The sequence below is a fragment of the Gilliamella sp. LMG 34361 genome, from assembly GCF_984569075.1.
Map to the genome: position 1 here is coordinate 1,447,097 of NZ_OZ474903.1, position 19,974 is coordinate 1,467,070.

Annotated in this window: 16 protein-coding genes and 1 tRNA gene; 14 read left to right on the forward strand and 3 right to left on the reverse strand. The window is 37.6% G+C overall.

Going from position 1 to position 19,974, the window contains the following annotated elements; genetic code table 11:
• The first annotated feature begins 62 nt into the window (after positions 1–62).
• Positions 63–1,736: a bifunctional metallophosphatase/5'-nucleotidase gene (locus AC5LXI_RS06940; RefSeq protein ID WP_493444130.1), complete on the forward strand. Its 1,674-nt coding sequence runs from the start codon at positions 63–65 to the stop codon at positions 1,734–1,736.
• Between the two features lie 115 nt (positions 1,737–1,851).
• On the opposite strand, the gene AC5LXI_RS06945 is transcribed toward AC5LXI_RS06940, so the two are convergent.
• Together AC5LXI_RS06945 and AC5LXI_RS06950 are read right to left on the reverse strand one after the other, a co-directional pair.
• Entirely contained in the window at positions 1,852–2,316 is a 465-nt protein-coding gene (locus tag AC5LXI_RS06945) for an NfeD family protein (RefSeq protein WP_493444131.1), read from the reverse strand.
• Positions 2,317–2,395: 79 nt separating this feature from the next.
• Positions 2,396–3,304, reverse strand: coding sequence for an SPFH domain-containing protein (locus tag AC5LXI_RS06950; RefSeq protein ID WP_493444132.1), 909 nt, complete (start codon positions 3,302–3,304; stop codon positions 2,396–2,398).
• Positions 3,305–3,763: 459 nt separating this feature from the next.
• Here AC5LXI_RS06950 and AC5LXI_RS06955 point away from each other — a divergent pair, with 459 nt between their 5' ends.
• The 11 genes from AC5LXI_RS06955 to truB all read left to right on the forward strand — a co-directional run bounded on the left by AC5LXI_RS06955 (position 3,764) and on the right by truB (position 16,908).
• Positions 3,764–5,326 carry an anthranilate synthase component 1 gene (locus tag AC5LXI_RS06955; RefSeq protein WP_493444133.1) on the forward strand — a complete coding sequence of 521 codons (1,563 nt, stop codon included), beginning with the start codon at positions 3,764–3,766 and terminating at the stop codon, positions 5,324–5,326.
• The gene (gene trpD / locus AC5LXI_RS06960; RefSeq protein WP_493444134.1) at positions 5,326–6,957 is read left to right on the forward strand and encodes a bifunctional anthranilate synthase glutamate amidotransferase component TrpG/anthranilate phosphoribosyltransferase TrpD; all 1,632 of its coding nucleotides are present in this window, start codon (positions 5,326–5,328) and stop codon (positions 6,955–6,957) included. The genes AC5LXI_RS06955 and trpD overlap by 1 nt, the downstream gene beginning before the upstream one ends.
• A 15-nt stretch (positions 6,958–6,972) precedes the next feature.
• The gene (trpCF, locus tag AC5LXI_RS06965) at positions 6,973–8,355 is read left to right on the forward strand and encodes a bifunctional indole-3-glycerol-phosphate synthase TrpC/phosphoribosylanthranilate isomerase TrpF (RefSeq protein WP_493444135.1); all 1,383 of its coding nucleotides are present in this window, start codon (positions 6,973–6,975) and stop codon (positions 8,353–8,355) included.
• A gap of 23 nt (positions 8,356–8,378) precedes the next feature.
• Positions 8,379–9,572, forward strand: a complete 1,194-nt coding sequence (trpB, locus tag AC5LXI_RS06970) for a tryptophan synthase subunit beta (RefSeq protein WP_493444136.1) — start codon at positions 8,379–8,381, stop codon at positions 9,570–9,572.
• Positions 9,569–10,375, forward strand: a complete 807-nt coding sequence (gene trpA / locus AC5LXI_RS06975) for a tryptophan synthase subunit alpha (protein WP_493444137.1) — start codon at positions 9,569–9,571, stop codon at positions 10,373–10,375. Before trpB ends, trpA begins: the two co-directional genes overlap by 4 nt.
• Positions 10,376–10,591: 216 nt before the next feature.
• Positions 10,592–10,668, forward strand: a tRNA-Met gene (locus AC5LXI_RS06980).
• A 190-nt stretch (positions 10,669–10,858) separates the two neighbouring features.
• Positions 10,859–11,320, forward strand: a complete 462-nt coding sequence (gene rimP / locus AC5LXI_RS06985) for a ribosome maturation factor RimP (RefSeq protein ID WP_493444138.1) — start codon at positions 10,859–10,861, stop codon at positions 11,318–11,320.
• A 17-nt stretch (positions 11,321–11,337) separates the two neighbouring features.
• On the forward strand, positions 11,338–12,813 hold the full coding sequence (gene nusA, locus AC5LXI_RS06990) for a transcription termination factor NusA (protein WP_493444139.1): 1,476 nt from the start codon (positions 11,338–11,340) through the stop codon (positions 12,811–12,813).
• 18 nt (positions 12,814–12,831) lie between these two features.
• The gene (gene infB / locus AC5LXI_RS06995; RefSeq protein ID WP_493444140.1) at positions 12,832–15,480 is read left to right on the forward strand and encodes a translation initiation factor IF-2; all 2,649 of its coding nucleotides are present in this window, start codon (positions 12,832–12,834) and stop codon (positions 15,478–15,480) included.
• An 81-nt stretch (positions 15,481–15,561) separates the two neighbouring features.
• Entirely contained in the window at positions 15,562–15,939 is a 378-nt protein-coding gene (gene rbfA / locus AC5LXI_RS07000) for a 30S ribosome-binding factor RbfA (RefSeq protein ID WP_034882735.1), read from the forward strand.
• A 66-nt stretch (positions 15,940–16,005) separates the two neighbouring features.
• Complete coding sequence (truB, locus tag AC5LXI_RS07005) at positions 16,006–16,908, forward strand: tRNA pseudouridine(55) synthase TruB (RefSeq protein ID WP_493444141.1); 903 nt, start codon at positions 16,006–16,008, stop codon at positions 16,906–16,908.
• 31 nt (positions 16,909–16,939) lie between these two features.
• On the opposite strand, the gene AC5LXI_RS07010 is transcribed toward truB, so the two are convergent.
• A complete protein-coding gene (locus AC5LXI_RS07010) occupies positions 16,940–17,989 on the reverse strand; it encodes a LacI family DNA-binding transcriptional regulator (RefSeq protein WP_493444142.1) in 1,050 nt (349 codons plus the stop codon).
• Between the two features lie 179 nt (positions 17,990–18,168).
• Here AC5LXI_RS07010 and AC5LXI_RS07015 point away from each other — a divergent pair, with 179 nt between their 5' ends.
• Both AC5LXI_RS07015 and truA read left to right on the forward strand, forming a co-directional pair.
• On the forward strand, positions 18,169–19,170 hold the full coding sequence (locus tag AC5LXI_RS07015) for an aspartate-semialdehyde dehydrogenase (protein WP_493444143.1): 1,002 nt from the start codon (positions 18,169–18,171) through the stop codon (positions 19,168–19,170).
• Entirely contained in the window at positions 19,157–19,948 is a 792-nt protein-coding gene (truA, locus tag AC5LXI_RS07020; protein ID WP_493444144.1) for a tRNA pseudouridine(38-40) synthase TruA, read from the forward strand. Before AC5LXI_RS07015 ends, truA begins: the two co-directional genes overlap by 14 nt.
• Positions 19,949–19,974 lie beyond the last annotated feature (26 nt).

The following is a 19,974-nucleotide window of genomic DNA, read 5'->3' on the forward strand; positions in this document are numbered from 1 at the left end:
ATAAAAGCAAGATTGTTTTAATATTAGAATATTACTTTAAACAATGGTGATAGGGGATAGAGATGTTGATAATCAGAAAAGGAATTTTATTTAGTGGTTTGTTCATGTTAGCTAGTGTATTTCAAACGCAGGCTAAAGAAGTTGAGGTCTCGATCTTGGCAACATCTGATGTGCATGGTCGAATGTTACCTTGGAATTATGGGACTGATAAGGAAGATTTGTCAGGATCTTATGCTCAAATATCTTCATTCTTAAAGGAGTATCGATCACAACATACCAACGTAATTATGGTTGATGCAGGCGATATTATTCAAGATAATCAAATTGAAAGATTCCATAATGAGACAAATCATCCTGCCATTGCAGCACTAAATGTTATGAATTACGACATTATGGTTTTAGGTAATCATGAATTTAATTTTGGTATGTCAATTGTGGATAAAATTACGTCCGAATTCAAAGGAAAATCCTTGGCGGCTAATATATTTTATAAAAAATCAGGTAAGCCTTATCTACCAGCCACAACGATTATTGAAAAGGAGGGCGTAAAAATAGGCTTTATTGGTGCGACTACGCCATTTGTTCCTGAATATGAGAGTAAGACCGGCTATGTAAATCAAATGGAATTTACGCAGCCAATACCTGAAATTAGAAAACAGATCGCAAATCTTAAACAGCAATCTGTTGATGCTATCATATTAGTTACCCACATGGGGCTAGATAATGAAAATAATAAAGCGGGTACCGGCGTTGCTGATGTTGCAAATCAATTACCTGAACTAGACGCAATTATCGCAGGGCATAATCATCAAAATATTAGTGAAAAAGTAATTAATAACGTTGTTATTACTGAACCGCATCGCTATGGTACGGTTGTATCTGTAGTCGATCTTAAATTTGATGTTGAAGGTGATAAAAGGAGATTAAAATTTAAAAAGTCTCAAACGCTACCAGTAAAAGATTATCGAGCTGATCCTGAAATCGTAAAAATCTATTCTCCTTATCATCAGCAACTTAGGGAAATTGCTAATCAAGTTATTGGTGAAACTGATAGCGATCTTGTTCCACAACAGATAATTAATGGTATACCGGCGGTTTATTTGGAAGAAAGTGGTTTAACAAATTTACTCAATACGGTGCAGCTTTATTATAGTGGTGCCGATGTGACTTCAGTTTTAGTTGATAATAAAAAAGCCATCTTAAATAAAGGGGCAATAGCTCGCAAAGATATTGCCAACAACTATCAATATACCGCAGGTGAGACTTCAATTTTTGAGGTAACAGGAAAGGATCTCAAAGATTATATGGAGTGGTCTGCTGCTTATTTTGCTCAAGTTAAATCGACTGACAAAACTTATCAATATGACTCTGTGCGCGGTGCATCTAAATATATGACTTATGATATGTTTGGAGGTGTCAAATATGTTATTGACCTTAGCGAACCAGTTGAGCACCGTATCAAAAACTTAACATTATTAAATGGTAAAGCAATTACTGATGATATGAAAATTAAACTTGGTATGAATGCTTATCGTTATGAAATGCTGGTAAAAAAAGGAGGTCCATTAGAAGGACGAAGAGTAGAGCCAATTTGGAATTCTCGGACTGTATTAGGTGATGAAGAAGGTACAATTCGTAACATGACCATTAAATACATTACTGACGTGAAGAAAGGTAAAATTACCGATGAGTCAAATCATAATTGGAAAGTGATCGGTATCCGCTCTAATCCATAGTAAGGAGTTATATGGCTTAATTTTACTATCGTTTTATTGAATGATATTTATATAACTATTTTATGATGAACAAAAAAATACGAGTCAATGACTCGTATTTAATTTATCTATTGAATTATTTGTTGAGTGCTTTTACTTTGAGAACTAGGCCCTCAACAGCAATGACTTCAACATGTTGCCCAGCTTCTAAATCTTGGTTACATTTTGCTGACCATGTGCCATCTTTGATTTTTATGCGACCAGAACCATTAACAATAGCATCGGTAACGATGGTTTTAATACCGATTAATTCTTGTTGAGGTTGATTTATTTCACCTTTACCTGTTTTGTCTTTACCATGTTTTTTTAACCATACCCACCAAAGGTAAGCAGATATTAAAGTAAAAATAGCAAACAAAATCCATAAAATAGGCCAAGATAAAGGTACAACCCAAGCAATTAAACCAACAATAATCGCTGCAATTCCACTCCAAAGCCCATATCCACCGGTTCCTAATAGCTCAATAATCAGCAAAATGCCGCCTAAAGCAATAAAAACCCAGTGAGGATTGTCATAAATAACCGTTAAAAAATCAGTCATTGGTTGTTACCTATTATTTATTAAAATATTTTATCTTTCTAACTAATTTAGGTAGGAAGATTTGATTCATTTAAACAGTTTACTTAGAATTTTTAATTAATTCAGTAATACCACCAATGCTACCCATTAGGCTAGAAGCATCAAGAGGCATCATCACGACTTTACTGTTATCTGAAGCACCGATTTGTTGTAACGCTTCAGTATATTTTTGAGCAACAAAGTAGTTGATCGCATTAATATTACCAGCTGCAATAGCGTCCGAAACCATTTGTGTTGCTTTAGCTTCCGCTTCGGCAGCACGTTCACGCGCTTCTGCTTGTAAAAATGCTGCTTGTTTTTCACCTTCTGCTTTTAATATTTCTGACTGTTTTTCACCTTCAGAACGTAAAATAGCGGCTTGACGAATACCTTCCGCTTCAAGAATTTCAGCACGTTTATTACGTTCAGCTTTCATCTGCGCATTCATGGCTGCGATCAGTTCTGCTGGCGGACGAACGTCACGAATTTCGATACGGGTAATTTTAATTCCCCAAGGACTAGTCGCATCATCAACAATGCTAAGCAGTTTAGAGTTGATATGATCACGTTGTGATAGCATCTCATCAAGCTCCATACTACCAAGTACTGTACGGATGTTTGTCATCATAAGATTAATTACGGCTCGTTCAAGTTGATTAACTTGGTAAGCCGCTCTTGCTGCTTCTTGTACTTGAATAAAGCAAACCGCATCAATTTGTACATTTGCGTTATCTTTAGAAATAACTTCTTGAGATGGGATATCAAGAACTTGTTCCATCATATTAATTTTACGACCAACACCATCCATAAAAGGAATAATAATGTTCAAACCAGGCTCAAGCGTATGAGTGTATTTACCAAAACGCTCGATGGTATATTGGTATCCTTGCGGAACAATGGTGATAGCTTTAAAAACAGTTACAACAGCCAGTAAAACAATTACAATGATTAAAATATAAAATATTGGCATAAATCAAAATCTCTAATTTTTATTAACAGTTTTAAGGTGTGGGCTATTTTAGTCGGTATTAGGTTATTTGACAAACTATAATTTTTTTAACTATATGAAATTAAAATAACTTTTTGTTATTCCTCTGTTTAAGTGCATAAAAAATAAGATCCTAATGGAATCGTTTGAATTATATAAATTAGGTAAAAATACAGCTAGATTTTATTTATCGAACATAAAATATTCACTTGACAACACACTAATGAACTAGTTTAATAGTACAACATGTTTTTTAAGCAGATATAATAATGATAAATCAGCAACCTTTATTAACTTATTGTCAACAAACTACCGTTTTGGGTTGGTGGCACGTCACTTTTTGCGGGTGATGTGATGATGTCTTATGTTCATAATACCCGCTCAGAGCGGGTTTTTTAGTTTAAAAAAGATAAAAAATAATTTATAAAAAGAGAGTCAACAATGAATAAGCCTACATTAACACAGATAATCAAAACCATTGGTTATTATCAGGATCCGACTCAGGTATTTTATCAACTTTGTGATAACAAAACGGCAACATTGTTGCTTGAATCGGCCGAAATTGATAATAAACAGGGCATAAAAAGCGTGATGATCGTTGATAGTGCTTTGACGATTTCGGCACTGAATAACGAAGTGATTTTTCAAGCGTTAACAAGTAACGGTCAAAAATTACTCCCTTTATTGCAACAAGCTTTTCCCGATAACGTTAGCAAAATCCAATTAGATGAAAATAATCTCAAATTAGTTTTTCCACCGATTGACAGTTTGCAAGATGAAGATTCTCGCTTAAAGTCCCTATCGATATTTGATGCCTTAAGAACCTTATTAAATATCGTCAATATTCCTCAAGATGCCAGTACTGATGCTGTTTTTGTTGGTGGATTATTTGCCTATGATTTGGTGACGGGTTTTGAGCATTTACCGATTTTACCAACCGAACAACGTTGTCAAGATTTTCGATTTTATCTGGCCGAAACGTTATTGGAAATTAATCACAAAGATCGCGTCTCATTATTAAAAGCAACCGCGTTTACTTCTTGTCCTGATGAAGTTAATCGTTTAAATCGGAGATTGGCTGAATTACAAAATAAGCTCAATCAACCATTGAACCCAATTAAAACGCAATCATTGGCTAATATAAATGTCTCTTGTAACAAGAGTGATGATGATTTCAATACCATGGTTAAGAAAATGCAAGATGCGATTCAACAAGGTGAGATCTTTCAAGCTGTTCCATCAAGACGTTTTTCATTACCTTGTCCAGCGCCATTATCCGCTTATCAAGTATTAAAAAATAACAATCCAAGCCCTTATATGTTTTATATGCAAGATGTAGATTTTGTTCTGTTTGGTGCTTCCCCCGAAAGTGCACTTAAATATAACAAAGCCAATAATCAAGTGGAAATTTATCCGATTGCAGGTACTCGTCCTCGTGGTTTAAGTGCCAATGGCGAAATTGATTATGATTTAGATAGTAGATTAGAGCTAGAAATGCGTACCGATAAAAAAGAACTAGCAGAACATTTAATGCTGGTTGATTTAGCCCGCAATGATTTAGCTCGAATTTGTCAGCCGGGAAGCCGATACACTAAAGAGTTATTAAAAGTGGATCGTTATTCCTATGTTATGCATTTGGTTTCGCGAATTGTTGGTCAGCTAAGGCAGGATCTTGATGCCTTGCATGCTTATCAAGCTACCATGAATATGGGGACATTAACTGGTGCGCCAAAAGTTAGAGCAATGCAGTTAATTGCTGAATCGGAAAAGATAAAACGAGGTAGTTATGGTGGGGCTGTTGGGTATTTTACTGCTAATGGTGATCTTGATACCTGTATTGTCATCCGCAGTGCCTATGTGGAAGATGGTATAGCAACCGTACAAGCTGGATGTGGGGTGGTTTTAGATTCAGAACCTCAAGCAGAATCGGACGAATCACGTAACAAAGCACGTGCTGTTGTTCGCGCGATTATGGCAGCACATAATGTAGAAGGTGTATTCTAATGGCTAATATCTTATTTATTGATAATGTTGATTCGTTTACTTATAACTTGGTTGATCAGTTACGGCATAATCAACATAATGTGACAATTTATCGCAACACTATTCCAGCCGATGTGATCATTGAAAAATTATCACAAATGCAAAATCCTATTTTAATGTTATCCCCAGGACCGGGAGCACCAAGTGAAGCAGGTTCAATGCCGGAACTACTCAAACGTTTAAAAGGAAAATTACCGATCATTGGTATCTGTCTTGGACATCAAGCGATTGTCGAATCTTATGGCGGTATGATTGTGCCGGCTGGTGATATCTTGCATGGTAAAGCCTCATTAATTGAACATGATTGTCAAGCGATGTTTAAAGGTTTACCAAATCCATTACCGGTAGCACGCTATCATTCATTAAAAGCTGAAAATATACCAAACACACTTACCGTTAATGCTATGTGTAATAATATCGTTATGGCGGTACGTAATGATGAAGATCGGGTTTGTGGTTTTCAATTTCATCCTGAATCGATTTTAACCATTCAAGGGGTAAAATTATTAGAGCAAACCATTGAATGGGCACTTAATCCAGTTCAAAAACAACCGCAAGCAAAACAAGAGGCAATTGTTGATAAGCAAGAATATAATATCCAACCGATTTTAAATAAATTGTATCTAGGACAAGTATTATCCCAAGAAGAGAGTAAAATACTGTTTAATCTCATAATTCAAGGTAAAATTGAACCAACAGTTCTGGCAACTGCAATTATTAGTATGAAAGTTCGTGGTGAAAAACCTGATGAAATTGCTGGTGCGGCGCAAGCCTTACTTGAAAATGCCGATGCTTTTGAAGTGCCTGATTATGATTTTACCGACATTGTCGGTACCGGTGGTGATGGTACTAACAGTATCAATATCTCAACAGCCAGTGCCTTTGTTACTGCGGCCTTAGGATATAAAGTGGCTAAACATGGTAATCGTGGTGTATCAAGCAAATCAGGATCATCAGATGTGTTATCCGCGTTAGGTATTAAACTAAATATGTCAGCGGAAGCATCGAGAAAAGCGCTTGATGAATTAGGGGTGTGCTTCTTGTTCGCTCAGCAGTATCATTCAGGCTTCCGTCATGCTGCACCAGTTCGTCAACAATTAAAAACACGAACAATTTTTAATGTTCTTGGGCCATTGATTAATCCATCTCGACCAAAACGTATTTTACTCGGTGTTTATCACCCTGATTTGATAAAACCGATTGCAGAAACATTAAAAATGTTGAACTATACCCATGCTTATGTGGTACATGGTGCAGGCATGGATGAAGTCGCGATTCATGGCGAAACCCAAGTTGCTGAAGTGAAAAATGGCGAAATTCGTTATTTCACCCTGACACCACAAGATTTTGGTTTACAACAATACACCTTAAAAGATATTGAAGGTGGTACGCCGGAAATGAATCGCGATTTATTGCTAGCGATTTTACAAGGACAGGGTAAACCCGCCCATGAAGCAGCGATTGCCGCAAATGTGGCGATGTTGATCAGTCTATTTGGTGAGTCAGATTTAAAACTAAATGCCCAACGCGCAATTGAATTGATGCATAGTGGCAAAGCCTATGAGCTATTACAGAAGTTAGCAGCAAGATAATAAGTGGAGAATAAAATGGCAATTGCAGCATTAACCGAAAATGTTGAAATGGCAACAGTGTTAAAAAAGATTATTGCAGATAAACAACTATGGCTGGCTGAACAGCAAGCTAAAAATCCACTGGCTAACTTTAAAAGCAAAGTTGTACCGAGTGATCGTGATTTTTACCAAGCGTTAACACAACCGAAGACGGTATTTATCTTAGAGTGTAAAAAAGCATCGCCATCAAAAGGTTTAATTCGTGAAGATTTTGATCCGGCAACGATTGCTAAAGTTTATAAAGATTATGCCTCGGCAATTTCAGTTTTAACCGATGAAAAATATTTTCAAGGTCGGTTTGAATTTTTACCAATGGTGCGTAATGAAGTTACTCAACCGGTACTTTGCAAAGATTTTATTATCGATGAATATCAAATTTACTTAGCGCGATATTATCAGGCAGATGCTATCTTATTAATGTTATCGGTGGTAAATGATAATGAGTATCGCCATCTTAGCCAAATTGCTCATCAACTTAATATGGGGGTTTTGACTGAAGCCAGTACGGAACAAGAAGTTGAGCGAGCCATTCATCTTGGCGCCAAAGTTATTGGTATTAATAATCGTAATCTTCGTGACCTGTCAGTAGATTTAAATCGAGTAAAAACATTATCTAAATCTATCCCTGCTGATCGAATTATTATCAGTGAATCGGGTATTTACACTCATAATCAAGTTAAAGATCTTAGCCATTATGCTAACGGTTTTTTGATTGGTAGCGCGTTAATGTCTGAGTCAAATCTAAATCTAGCTATTCGTAAGGTGATGCTAGGAGAAAATAAAGTCTGTGGTTTAACCAGAGCACAGGATGCTATCACCGTTTATCAAGCGGGAGCGGTTTATGGTGGATTAATTTTTGTGGCAAATTCACCAAGATATATCACAGCAACTAAGGCACGTAGTGTTATCGCAGCAGCTCCGCTCAATTGGGTCGGTGTATTTAAAAATAGTGATATTGAGGATGTTTGTGATATAGCTAAACAACTCTCACTTTATGCGGTGCAGTTGCATGGTCATGAGGATGATAATTATATTCAAACACTTCGCCAACAATTGCCAGCAGCCTGTCAAATCTGGAAAGCATTAAGTATCGGCGATAGTATTCCGAACCATGATAATCCATTAGTCTCTCGTTATATATTTGATAATGGCGCCGGTGGAACAGGTAAAAGTTTTAATTGGTCGCTATTACGTGGCAAAGATTTAAGTAACGTCATTTTAGCTGGTGGTATCAATCCGCAAAATGTTAGTGAAGCACTCGCTATCGATGTCATAGGTGTTGACATTAACTCGGGCGTTGAAGTTTCACCCGGAATTAAAGATAAACAAAAAATTACAGCAGTATTTGAACAAATTTAACTAATTATATTGAAGGAATGGTTATGTCTAAATTAAATCCTTATTTTGGCAAATTTGGCGGTCAATATGTACCGCAAATTTTAATGCCAGTGCTTGAACAACTTGAGGATGCTTTTATATCGGCGATACACGACCCGAGTTTCCAAAAAGAGTTTAATGATCTTTTGGTTAACTACGCAGGTCGTCCAACAGCCTTAACCCTATGTAAAAATCTCACTGCTGGTACCAAAACCAAACTTTATTTAAAACGAGAAGATTTAGTTCACGGCGGTGCGCATAAAACAAACCAAGTATTAGGCCAAGCGCTACTGGCTAAAAGAATGGGTAAAACCGAAATTATTGCCGAAACCGGTGCCGGTCAGCACGGTGTTGCTTCGGCGTTAGCTTGTGCATTATTAGGTTTAAAATGCCGCATCTATATGGGAGCAAAAGATGTTCAACGCCAAGCACCAAATGTATTTAGAATGCGACTTATGGGTGCTACTGTTATCCCAGTTGAAACGGGGTCAGCAACGTTAAAAGATGCTTGTAACGAAGCATTGCGCGATTGGTCTGGTAGTTATGAAACCGCGCATTATATGTTAGGAACAGCTGCTGGTCCGCACCCATTTCCGACTATAGTGCGTGAATTCCAACAAATGATTAGCCGTGAAGCAAAACAACAAATCATGGAAAAAGAAGGACGATTACCTGATGCCGTCATCGCCTGTGTTGGCGGTGGTTCAAACGCAATTGGTATGTTTGCTAATTTTATAGAGGATAAATCAGTCAGATTAATTGGTGTTGAGCCAGGTGGGCATGGCATTGAAAGTGGTGAACATGGTGCATCACTTAAACATGGTAAACTAGGCATTTACTTTGGTATGAAAACACCAATGATGCAAACCGATGAGGGGCAAATTGAAGAATCTTATTCGATTTCAGCTGGCCTTGACTTTCCAGCAGTTGGCCCACAACATGCTTATTTAGATAGTATTGGTCGAGCAGAATATGTCTCAGTAACTGATGACGAAGCCCTTGAAGCATTTCAAGCTTTATCACGTCATGAAGGGATCATCCCAGCTTTAGAATCATCACATGCATTAGCATATGCACTGAAAATGATTAAAGAAAATCCAAACAAAGAACAACTATTAATTGTCAATCTATCTGGTCGTGGTGATAAAGATATCTTTACGGTTTATGATGTATTAAAAGCAAAAGGAGAAATAGAATGAGTCGTTATCAAAAACTGTTTGACCGTTTAACAGTCGAAAAACGTGGTGCATTTGTTCCTTTTGTTCCAGTTGGCGATCCTAATCCTCAGCTTTCATACCAAATTATTCAAACGATGATCGACGCTGGGGCTGATGCGTTAGAATTAGGCATTCCTTTTTCTGACCCAATGGCGGATGGTCCAACAATTCAAAATGCTAATATTCGTGCTTTTAATGGTGGTATAACCGTTGAGAAATGCTTCGAAATCTTAACTAACATTCGAACTAGTAATCCAGATATTCCTATTGGATTATTAATCTATGCCAATTTAGTATTTAAAAATGGTATTGATAACTTTTATGATAAATGCGCCAAAGCTGGAGTGGATTCAGTGTTAATTGCCGATTTACCTGTTGAGTATGCGGAAGAATTTACCGGTGCTGCCGAACAACATGGTATTGCGCCAATATTCATCTGCCCACCTAATGCTGACGATGATGTGATCAAAAATATTGCTAAACATGGTGAGGGTTATACTTACTTAGTATCGCGAGCGGGGGTAACTGGTATAGAAAATCGAGCTAATAAACCGCTCACACATTTACTCGAAAAATTAACTGAATTTAAGGCTCCACCAGCAATTCAAGGATTTGGTATTTCAGAACCGGCTCAGGTCAGTGAAGCGATTAAATCGGGTGCCGCTGGCGCAATTGCCGGTTCAGCAACGGTCAAAATTATTGAAAATAACCTTAATAATCCAACCAAAATGTTGAGCGAACTAGCGAGTTTCGTTAAAACGATGAAAGCTGCAACGCAAAAATAATAACAGTAAAACTATCCGCTGATTATTCAGCGGAATTTATTACTTGAAAAAACAATAATTGTACTTATATTAATCATAACTTGAGATTAATTGTAATTAGTTGCGACACACAATTATAGCTGCTTAGTTTTCAATGACTTTAAACGATTTTGATAAATCTAGTAGGATTTTGAGTTGCATATTTTACAAAACATAGTATAATCTTCAGCCATCTATCGCGGGGTGGAGCAGCTTGGTAGCTCGTCGGGCTCATAACCCGAAGGTCGTTGGTTCAAATCCAGCCCCCGCAACCACTTAAATTTTCATTCATATTAATCTATCCCATTTTTATTGTCTGAAAGTTCAAATCAAGTGGCTTCATTATATTATGTTTTAAATGTAGCCTCGCTTGTCGGGGTTTTTTTATACATTATTATTTAAACGTGAGTTTAAAAGAAATGTTGGGCTTTATGCCCTTTTTTATTTTCTGCAGTGGAGGTTTGTTTGGCTAATTTAGAACAGCAATTAACCAATATCATCCAAGAGCCTGTTAATGCACTTGGTTTTGAGCTAGTTGGGATTGAATACATTCGAGGTCGTTACCCAGTTTTGCGCGTATATATTGATAGTGAAAATGGTATTACCGTTGATGATTGTGCTGATGTTAGTCGACAAATTAGTGCGGTACTTGATGTAGAAGACCCTATTAAAGATGCTTACAATCTTGAGGTTTCGTCACCGGGTATGGATCGGCCGTTGTTTACGCTTGAACATTATCAACGTTTTGTTGGTGAAGAAGTCACAATCAGTTTGCGTATTCCTCTTGCCAATCGTCGCAAGTGGAAAGGACAGATTAAAGCCATCGATAATGAAATGATTACTTTAATCGTCGATGGTAGTGATGAAGTGTTTGCCCTTAGCAATATCCAAAAGGCAAACATTGTACCTAATTTTAACCTTAAATAGAGTACGGGTGTAAAAGGATGAATAAAGAAATTTTAGCTGTTGTTGAAGCAGTATCTAATGAAAAAGCACTGACACGTGACAAAATTTTCGAAGCACTAGAAACTGCGTTAGCAACGGCCACTAAAAAGAAACATACTGTTGATATTGATGTTGTCGTAAAAATTGACCACAAAACAGGTGATTATGATACGTTTCGTCGTTGGTTAGTGGTTAATGAAGTGACTCAACCTACTAAAGAAATCACACTGGAAGCAGCACAGTTTGAAGATCCAGATGTAAAAGTTGGTGACTATGTTGAAGAACAAATTGAGTCAGTCGCTTTTGATCGCATCACAACGCAAACCGCTAAACAAGTTATCGTCCAAAAAGTACGCGAAGCTGAGCGTGCTATGGTGATTGACATGTTTAGAAACCGAATTGGTGATATCGTAACGGGTATTATTAAAAAGACCAATCGTGATAGTGTTATTCTTGATTTAGGTAATAATGCTGATGCGATGATGTCTCGCCATGATATGTTACCACGAGAAAACTTCCGTATTGGTGACCGTGTACGTGGCATTTTATATCTTGTTGAACAAGATAATAAACCAGCACAACTCTGTGTTAGCCGTTCAAATCCTGAAATGATGGAAGAACTATTTCGCATTGAAGTGCCAGAAATCGGTGAAGAGATGATCGATATCAAGGGTGTTGCTCGTGATCCGGGTTCTCGTGCTAAAATTGCCGTTAGCAGTAACGATCGCCGTATCGACCCAGTTGGCGCGTGTGTTGGTATGCGTGGCGCTCGCGTTCAAGCGGTTTCCAATGAGTTTGGCGGTGAACGTATTGATATTGTTTTATGGGACGATAACCCGGCGCAATATGTTATTAATGCCATGGCACCAGCTGATGTAGTATCTATTGTGGTTGATGAAGATAAACACACAATGGATGTTGCTGTTAATGCAGAAACCCTACCGCAAGCTATCGGTCGTAATGGCCAAAATATCCGCTTAGCATCGCAACTTACTGGTTGGACGTTAAACGTAATGAGTACTGAAGATTTACAAGAAAAACATCAAGCAGAATCTTTTGCAGCAATCAATAACCTAATGAAACATTTAGACATTGAAGAAGATCTTGCCCAGCTTTTAGTTGAAGAAGGCTTTACTTCATTAGAAGAGCTTGCGTATGTACCCGTTGATGAGTTACTTGAAGTTGAAGAGCTTGATGAAGAACTGGTAAATGCATTAAGAAATCGAGCAAAAGATGCATTAACAACTATTGCTCTTGCTCATAGCGGTGATAAACGACCTGCACAAGATCTGTTAGATCTACCAGGTATGACACAAGAATTAGCCTATCAATTAGCACAACAAGATATCGTCACTTTAGAAGATTTAGCTGAACAAGGTACAGATGATCTTGCAGATATTGAAGGTTTAACAAGCACACAAGCTGGCGATTTTATTATGGCTGCCCGTAATATTTGTTGGTTTGCAAATGAATAAATTGAGGGAAAGTAATACATGACCAAAGTATCAATCGAAACACTGGCTCAAGAAATAAAGACACCAGTGCAAACACTTTTGCAACAGTTTGCTGATGCGGGTATGAAAAAAAACGCATCTGACACTGTGACACAAAAGGAAAAAGAAGCTTTGCTTGCGCATTTAAAACCTCAGCAAGGTCCAACAAAATTAACTTTGCAACGTAAAACACATTCAACACTAAATGTGTCTAGCGGTGGTGGTAAAAGTAAAGAAATTAAAGTTGAAGTTCGTAAAAAACGTACTATCGTTAAGCAAGATCCAGCTGAATTAGAAAAAGCGCGTCTTGAAGCGGAACAAAAAGCGAGAGAAGAAGCTGAATTAAAAGCACGTAAAGAGGCCGAAGAAAAAGCTAAACAAGAGGCCCTAGAGCAAAAGAAACGCGAAGAAGCCGAAGCTGAAAAACGCAATCAAGAACAAAAGGCTAAAGTTGCTCAAGAGCAAACTGTTGATCCAAAAGTGAAAAAAGCACAAGAAGAAAAAGCACGCTTAGAAGCTGAAGCTAACGAAATCAAGCGTAAAGCGGAAGAAGAAAACCGTCGTAAACTTGAAGAAGAAGCTAAACGTATGGCGGAAGAAGCGCGTAAACTTGCAGAGCAATATAGTGACAGCGAAGAGACAGATAACAGTGACGATGACGATTATCACGTCACTACTTCTAAATACGCGCGTGCTGCTGAAGATGATACCGATCGTGAAGTGGAAGGCGGTCGTGGTCGTGGACGCGGTAATAAACAAACTAAACAGAAGAAATCAAGTAAGTTATCAGAAGGTAAAGCAGAGCGTGAGGAAGCACGAGCCGTTACTCGTGGTAATCACAAGAAGAAAGGCAAAAGTTCTTTACAACAAAGCTTCACTAAACCAGTTCAAGCTATCAATCGCGATGTGGTTATTGGTGAAACCATCACGGTTGCTGAACTAGCTAACAAAATGGCAGTAAAAGGTTCAGAAGTAATTAAAACCATGATGAAAATGGGGGCCATGGCAACCATCAATCAGGTTATCGATCAAGAAACAGCGCAACTTGTTGCTGAAGAAATGGGACACAAAGTGGTACTTCGTCGTGAAAACGAACTTGAAGAATCATTAATGAGCGACCGTGATACCGGTGCGGAAAAAGTATCTCGTGCGCCAGTTGTGACTATCATGGGACACGTTGACCATGGTAAAACCTCATTACTTGACTATATTCGTAAAGCAAAAGTGGCGTCAGGCGAAGCAGGTGGTATTACTCAACATATCGGTGCTTACCACGTTAAAACTGCTAGCGGTGAAATCACTTTCTTAGATACTCCGGGGCATGCCGCGTTTACCTCAATGCGTGCTCGTGGTGCTAAAGCCACCGATATCGTGGTATTAGTGGTTGCTGCTGATGATGGGGTGATGCCACAAACTATCGAAGCGATTCAACATGCGAAAGCCGCAAATGTGCCAATTGTTGTTGCGGTAAACAAAATTGATAAACCAGAAGCCGATCCAGAACGTGTTAAAGGTGAACTTGCTCAATATGGCGTAATGTCAGAAGATTGGGGTGGTGATACTCAGTTTGTTCATGTTTCAGCTAAAGCGGGTACCGGGATTGACCAACTACTTGAAGCAATTCTATTACAAGCTGAAGTCCTTGAACTTACTGCTTATGAATCAGGTATGGCGAGTGGAGTAGTTATCGAATCCTTCCTTGATAAAGGTCGTGGTCCTATTGCGACTGTACTGGTTCAATCAGGTACCTTACGTAAAGGTGATATCGTACTGTGTGGATTTGAATATGGCCGTATTCGTGCTATGCGTAACGAATTAGGTAAAGAAGTGACCGAAGCTGGTCCTTCAATTCCTGTTGAGATTTTAGGTCTTTCTGGCGTACCGTCAGCAGGTGATGAGGCCACTGTTGTTCGCGATGAAAAGAAAGCCCGTGAGGTTGCTTTATATCGTCAAGGTAAATTCCGTGATGTTAAACTTGCCCGTCAACAAAAAGCGAAACTGGAAAACATGTTTACTAACATGACGGAAGGTGACGTATCTGAACTTAATATCGTTCTTAAAGCTGACGTACAAGGTTCGGTTGAAGCGATTTGTGATTCATTACTTAAACTATCAACAGATGAAGTTAAAGTTAAAATCATTGGTTCAGGTGTTGGTGGTATTACTGAAACCGATGCTTCACTTGCAGCCGCATCTAACGCAATCATTTTAGGTTTTAACGTTCGTGCCGATGCGTCAGCGCGTAAAGTTGTCGAAACAGAAAACTTAGATCTCCGTTACTATTCGGTTATTTATGACCTAATTGATGAAGTAAAACAGGCCATGAGTGGTATGCTTGCTCCAGAATACAAGCAAGAAATTATTGGTCTTGCTGAAGTGCGTGATGTATTTAAATCACCTAAATTTGGTGCAATCGCTGGGTGTATGGTAACCGAAGGCGTGGTTAAACGTCATAACCCAATTCGTGTATTACGTGATAACGTGGTTATCTATGAAGGTGAACTTGAATCATTACGTCGCTTCAAAGATGACGTTAACGAAGTTCGTAACGGCATGGAGTGTGGTATTGGTGTTCGTAACTACAATGATGTTCGCGTTGGCGACTCTATCGAAGTTTTTGAAACTGTCGAAATCAAGCGTACTATTTAATTAATTCGTTAATTAATAAGTTAACATGTTATAAGCAAGGTTTTTTAAGCCTTGCTTAAGCATATTTTAAGGAAAATAGATATGGCAAAAGCATTTAATCGATCATCTCGCGTCGGGCATGAGTTACAAAAAGAGATTGCGATTATTTTACAGCGCGAAATCAAAGATCCACGTTTAGGCATGGTAACCGTTTCGGGTGTAGATATCTCTCGTGATCTCTCTTACGCAAAAGTGTTTGTAACATTTTTAAATGATGATGATCCGCAAGTTATCGAGCAAGGATTGAATGTCTTAAATGATGCAAAAGGGTATATTCGTACACTAATTGGTAAAGCAATGCGTTTGCGAATTATTCCTGAAATTAAATTCTTTTATGATGAATCGCTTGTCAAAGGTATGCAGATGTCTAGTTTAGTCTCTGATGTGATTAAACAAGACAACGAACGTCATAAAGATTAATAATTAAAAGCACTCAATTTTTGTAAAAAATATTGAGAAGTGTGATCCGTTTCAGATTAAATATTGATGATGAATATAAAAAAAACTCGCCGTGATGTTCACGGCGTTTTGTTATTAGACAAACCTCAAGGCATGACATCAAATGATGCCTTACAAAAAGTGAAAAGATTGTTTAACGCCAAAAAAGCAGGTCATACTGGTGCGCTCGATCCATTAGCAACCGGAATGTTGCCTATTTGTTTTGGTGAAGCAACCAAGTTTTCACAGTACTTATTAGATTCTGACAAACGTTATCGCGTGATCGCTAAATTGGGTCAACGAACTGATACATCTGATGCTGATGGTCAAGTAATTTGCACTAAACCTGTCAATATCACTCAGTCACAAATCGATGAGGTCTTAACTCATTTTCGAGGTGATATTTTACAAGTGCCAACTATGTTTTCAGCTTTAAAATATCAAGGTAAACCACTTTATGAATATGCCCGCCAAGGCATTGTTATAGAGCGCGAAGCAAGACCGATTACCGTTTATGAAAATCAGTTTATCCAATACGATTTAGCTAAGCATGAATTAACTTTAGAGGTCCATTGCTCAAAGGGAACCTATATCCGTACTATCATTGATGATTTAGGTGAATTACTTGGCTGTGGTGCACATGTGATCTATTTAAGGCGCTTGCAAGTATCAAATTATCCCATCGATAAAATGATTAGCCTAGATGAGTTACAAAATATCGGCGAAAAAGAACCATTACTTATGCCTGTTGATAGCCCATTACAAGCGAACGGAAAAGTGGTATTGAGTGAAAGCCAAGGCAAAGATATCTTATTAGGTAGAACCGTTACTGTCGAAAGCAATGTGACCGTTGAAACCTTAGTGAGAATTTATAAAGAGCAACAATTTATAGGTGCAGGTACTCAAATTTTTAATAAATTATCGCCAAAAAGATTGATTTCAGTCTCCTAACTAATAGGTTATCTAATATAAAAATAAGCGGTTAGTTAATAAAAAAAGTTTCGGTATCGATAATATGACATTGTGGTAATGATGCTATATCTTGTTTAAGAATATCACATAACAACTGTGCTGATTTACAACCCATTTGGTATAAAGGTTTATTGACTCTACTAAGCCGATCTAACTCATTATATTGAAGTTCATTACAATGGCTTATATAAGTAATCGAAAGTGGATGTAATTGTTGTGATTGGCTCTCTTTTGCTTGGTTTAATGCACCAAAAAGTGAGCGATAGTTTGATAAATAATTTTGTGCATGATTGCTGTTTGAATCAAAACAAGAGAGGCTACTCAAATCCTCAAAAATAATTGCTGTTGGTGGTTTGTTGCTTTGCAGTAATGTCTTAACGGCATCTCGTCCATGTTCATAGGTTAGGCAACCTTGAATAACATAATCAACATCAACGGGCATATTAATTCGTTGCAAAGCTAGTTGATAGCCCTGTAAAAAAAGTGAGGAGCTGGTATTTTTATCGCTATTAATAAAAATGGCGATCTTATTATGCCCCTTATCAATCAGATATTGAGTGGTTTGAAAACCGATTGTCAGATGATCGAAATGAACACATGAAAAGTTATTTTTAAAATGATTAACAAATACTATAGGTGGTAATGATTTTTTATAATTATACAACTGGCTTAAATAGGGCGCTTGATTGATAATAATAATGCCAATAAAACAATTTTGCTTAATATATTGGATTAAATAATAAATATCGTTGTTAACATGATAAGGAAATTGCCAATAAAATAATTCCAATCCAGCTTCATGTAAAACTTGCTCAATACCAAAATTGATTAGGCTTTTAGAGATAAGCTGATTATCAATAATTAATATTTTATTGCTTTTATGAACGGGTTGATAGTCTTTTAGATTTTTCGACATATCAACATTTAAAGCCTTGATAGCTTGATAAACAAGAAACTGAGTTTGTGGTGAAGTTAAGTTTGGCGTTCTTAATACTCTAGATACTGAAGCGATTGACACCTTCGCTTTTTTAGCAATGATTGATAATGAAGTTTTTGTCATAATCATAAATATAATTGAAAAATCAATAAAGTTACTTTAGCGAGGATTATTGAGGTTGTAATTAACAAAAATTCAATTTTTCGAGCAAAATTCCAAATTTTAGAAAATATCTTTTTTCCAAAATCTTTAATAATAAAGTGGTATAATTGCCACTAAATTTTTTAATTCGGGTTTATCATATGTCTACATGGAATATCGCCATTGTTGGTGCGACAGGACAAGTGGGTTCTGCGTTAATTGAGTTATTAAATAACTCAAAAACTATTGAAATTGAAAATCTCTATTTAGTCGGTAGCGACAATAGCGCTGGCGAAGTTGTGCGCTTTGCGGGTAAAAATTTGACTGTGATTGATAGTGAGCAAATGGACTGGAGTCAATGCCATTATGCCTTTTTTGTTGCCGACAGTAAAATCAGCGAAAAATATGCTCAAACAGCCGCACAAGCAGGTTGTATAGTTATCGATGCTAGTGGCTTTTTTGCTGATCAAGATCATATTCCATTAATTGTGCCTAGAGTAAATAATAGTGTATTGACTGAATATCGCAATGAAAACATCATTGCAGTCGCCAGTCCAACTGTATCTCAACTTTTGCGCTGTGTTGCGTCATTAACCGATATTCAGTTACTGACTAATCTACATGTGAGCAGCTTTATTCCTTCATCACTATATGGCAAACCAGGGGTTGATGAGCTTGCCGGTCAAAGTGCTCGGTTACTTAATGGTATGCCAGTTGATAACGAACTGTTTGACAATCAACTTGCTTTCAACTTATTACCGATTTCCCACGAGTCTAACCATCAAAGTTTAGGTGAACATTCTCAAATTAACCAAATTCGTAAAGTGTTAAGTAATTATGATTTACCAATCTCTATTGAATCAGTTATTGTGCCGGTATTTTATGGATTGGCTCAAGCGGTGAATGTTTCTAGTAGCTTACCTATTGAATTAGACATGGCTCGTTTTAGTGAATTTGGGGTAGAAGTAAAAAGTGAAGATTTACCAACCCCAGTTACTGAAGTAAACTCTGAAAATAACTTAACCATTAAGCTGGCTAATTTACGACACAGCTATGGCAACTATGAGCAAATTCAATTTTGGTCAGTGGCGGATAATATCCGTTATTTAGGAGGACTAATGTTAATCGAGACGCTTGAGATCCTGATTAATGACTACCTCTAAGATTGCGTTAGGTATCGAGTATGATGGCAGTGGCTATTTTGGTTGGCAACGACAACAGCTCGTTGACTCAATCCAACAAAGATTAGAGTCCGCTTTATCAGTTATCGCCAATGAAACCATAACGGTTTTTTGCGCCGGAAGAACCGATGCCGGCGTCCATGCTACTGGGCAAGTAATTCATTTCGAAACCACAGCTCAGCGCGCTCAAGGCGCGTGGACAATGGGAGTGAACTCGCATCTACCTGACAATATTGCTGTACGCTGGTCGAAAAGTGTGGATGACAGTTTTCATGCTAGATTTAGTGCAACAGCTCGGCGTTATCGATATGTGATTTATAACCATCGTTTTCGTCCGGCGATTTTAGCTAAAGGGGTATCACACTATTATCTACCATTGAATGAAATACTCATGCATCAAGCGGCACAATATTTATTAGGTGAAAATGATTTTTCATCGTTTAGAGCAGCGCAGTGTCAATCACGGACACCTTGGCGTAATATTCATCATATTGCCGTTACAAGACAGGGCGAATATGTTATTGTCGATATTAAAGCCAATGCCTTTGTTCACCATATGGTGCGTAATATTGTCGGGAGTTTGCTAGAGGTTGGTGCTGGCAATCAACCTCCGCAGTGGATCGATGAGCTATTAAAAGCTAAAGATCGTACTCAAGCAGCCGCAACGGCAAAACCAGAAGGTTTATATTTAGTTCAGGTGGACTATCCATTAGAATATCAAATCCCTAGTTGTGCTCTAGGACCATTATTTATACAGTAAGCCAATTAGCTAACGATTAAATTAAT

What these genes read in the sequence shown, in the direction of transcription:
- infB (WP_493444140.1), top strand. Translation starts at nt 12,832, where the DNA reads ATGACCAAAGTATCAATCGAAACACTGGCTCAAGAAATAAAGACACCA.
- trpD (WP_493444134.1), top strand. Translation starts at nt 5,326, where the DNA reads ATGGCTAATATCTTATTTATTGATAATGTTGATTCGTTTACTTATAAC.
- AC5LXI_RS06950 (WP_493444132.1), bottom strand. Translation starts at nt 3,304, where the DNA reads ATGCCAATATTTTATATTTTAATCATTGTAATTGTTTTACTGGCTGTT.
- AC5LXI_RS07015 (WP_493444143.1), top strand. Translation starts at nt 18,169, where the DNA reads ATGTCTACATGGAATATCGCCATTGTTGGTGCGACAGGACAAGTGGGT.
- trpCF (WP_493444135.1), top strand. Translation starts at nt 6,973, where the DNA reads ATGGCAATTGCAGCATTAACCGAAAATGTTGAAATGGCAACAGTGTTA.
- truB (WP_493444141.1), top strand. Translation starts at nt 16,006, where the DNA reads ATGATGAATATAAAAAAAACTCGCCGTGATGTTCACGGCGTTTTGTTA.
- trpA (WP_493444137.1), top strand. Translation starts at nt 9,569, where the DNA reads ATGAGTCGTTATCAAAAACTGTTTGACCGTTTAACAGTCGAAAAACGT.
- AC5LXI_RS07010 (WP_493444142.1), bottom strand. Translation starts at nt 17,989, where the DNA reads ATGACAAAAACTTCATTATCAATCATTGCTAAAAAAGCGAAGGTGTCA.
- AC5LXI_RS06940 (WP_493444130.1), top strand. Translation starts at nt 63, where the DNA reads ATGTTGATAATCAGAAAAGGAATTTTATTTAGTGGTTTGTTCATGTTA.
- AC5LXI_RS06955 (WP_493444133.1), top strand. Translation starts at nt 3,764, where the DNA reads ATGAATAAGCCTACATTAACACAGATAATCAAAACCATTGGTTATTAT.
- truA (WP_493444144.1), top strand. Translation starts at nt 19,157, where the DNA reads ATGACTACCTCTAAGATTGCGTTAGGTATCGAGTATGATGGCAGTGGC.
- trpB (WP_493444136.1), top strand. Translation starts at nt 8,379, where the DNA reads ATGTCTAAATTAAATCCTTATTTTGGCAAATTTGGCGGTCAATATGTA.
- nusA (WP_493444139.1), top strand. Translation starts at nt 11,338, where the DNA reads ATGAATAAAGAAATTTTAGCTGTTGTTGAAGCAGTATCTAATGAAAAA.
- rbfA (WP_034882735.1), top strand. Translation starts at nt 15,562, where the DNA reads ATGGCAAAAGCATTTAATCGATCATCTCGCGTCGGGCATGAGTTACAA.
- AC5LXI_RS06945 (WP_493444131.1), bottom strand. Translation starts at nt 2,316, where the DNA reads ATGACTGATTTTTTAACGGTTATTTATGACAATCCTCACTGGGTTTTT.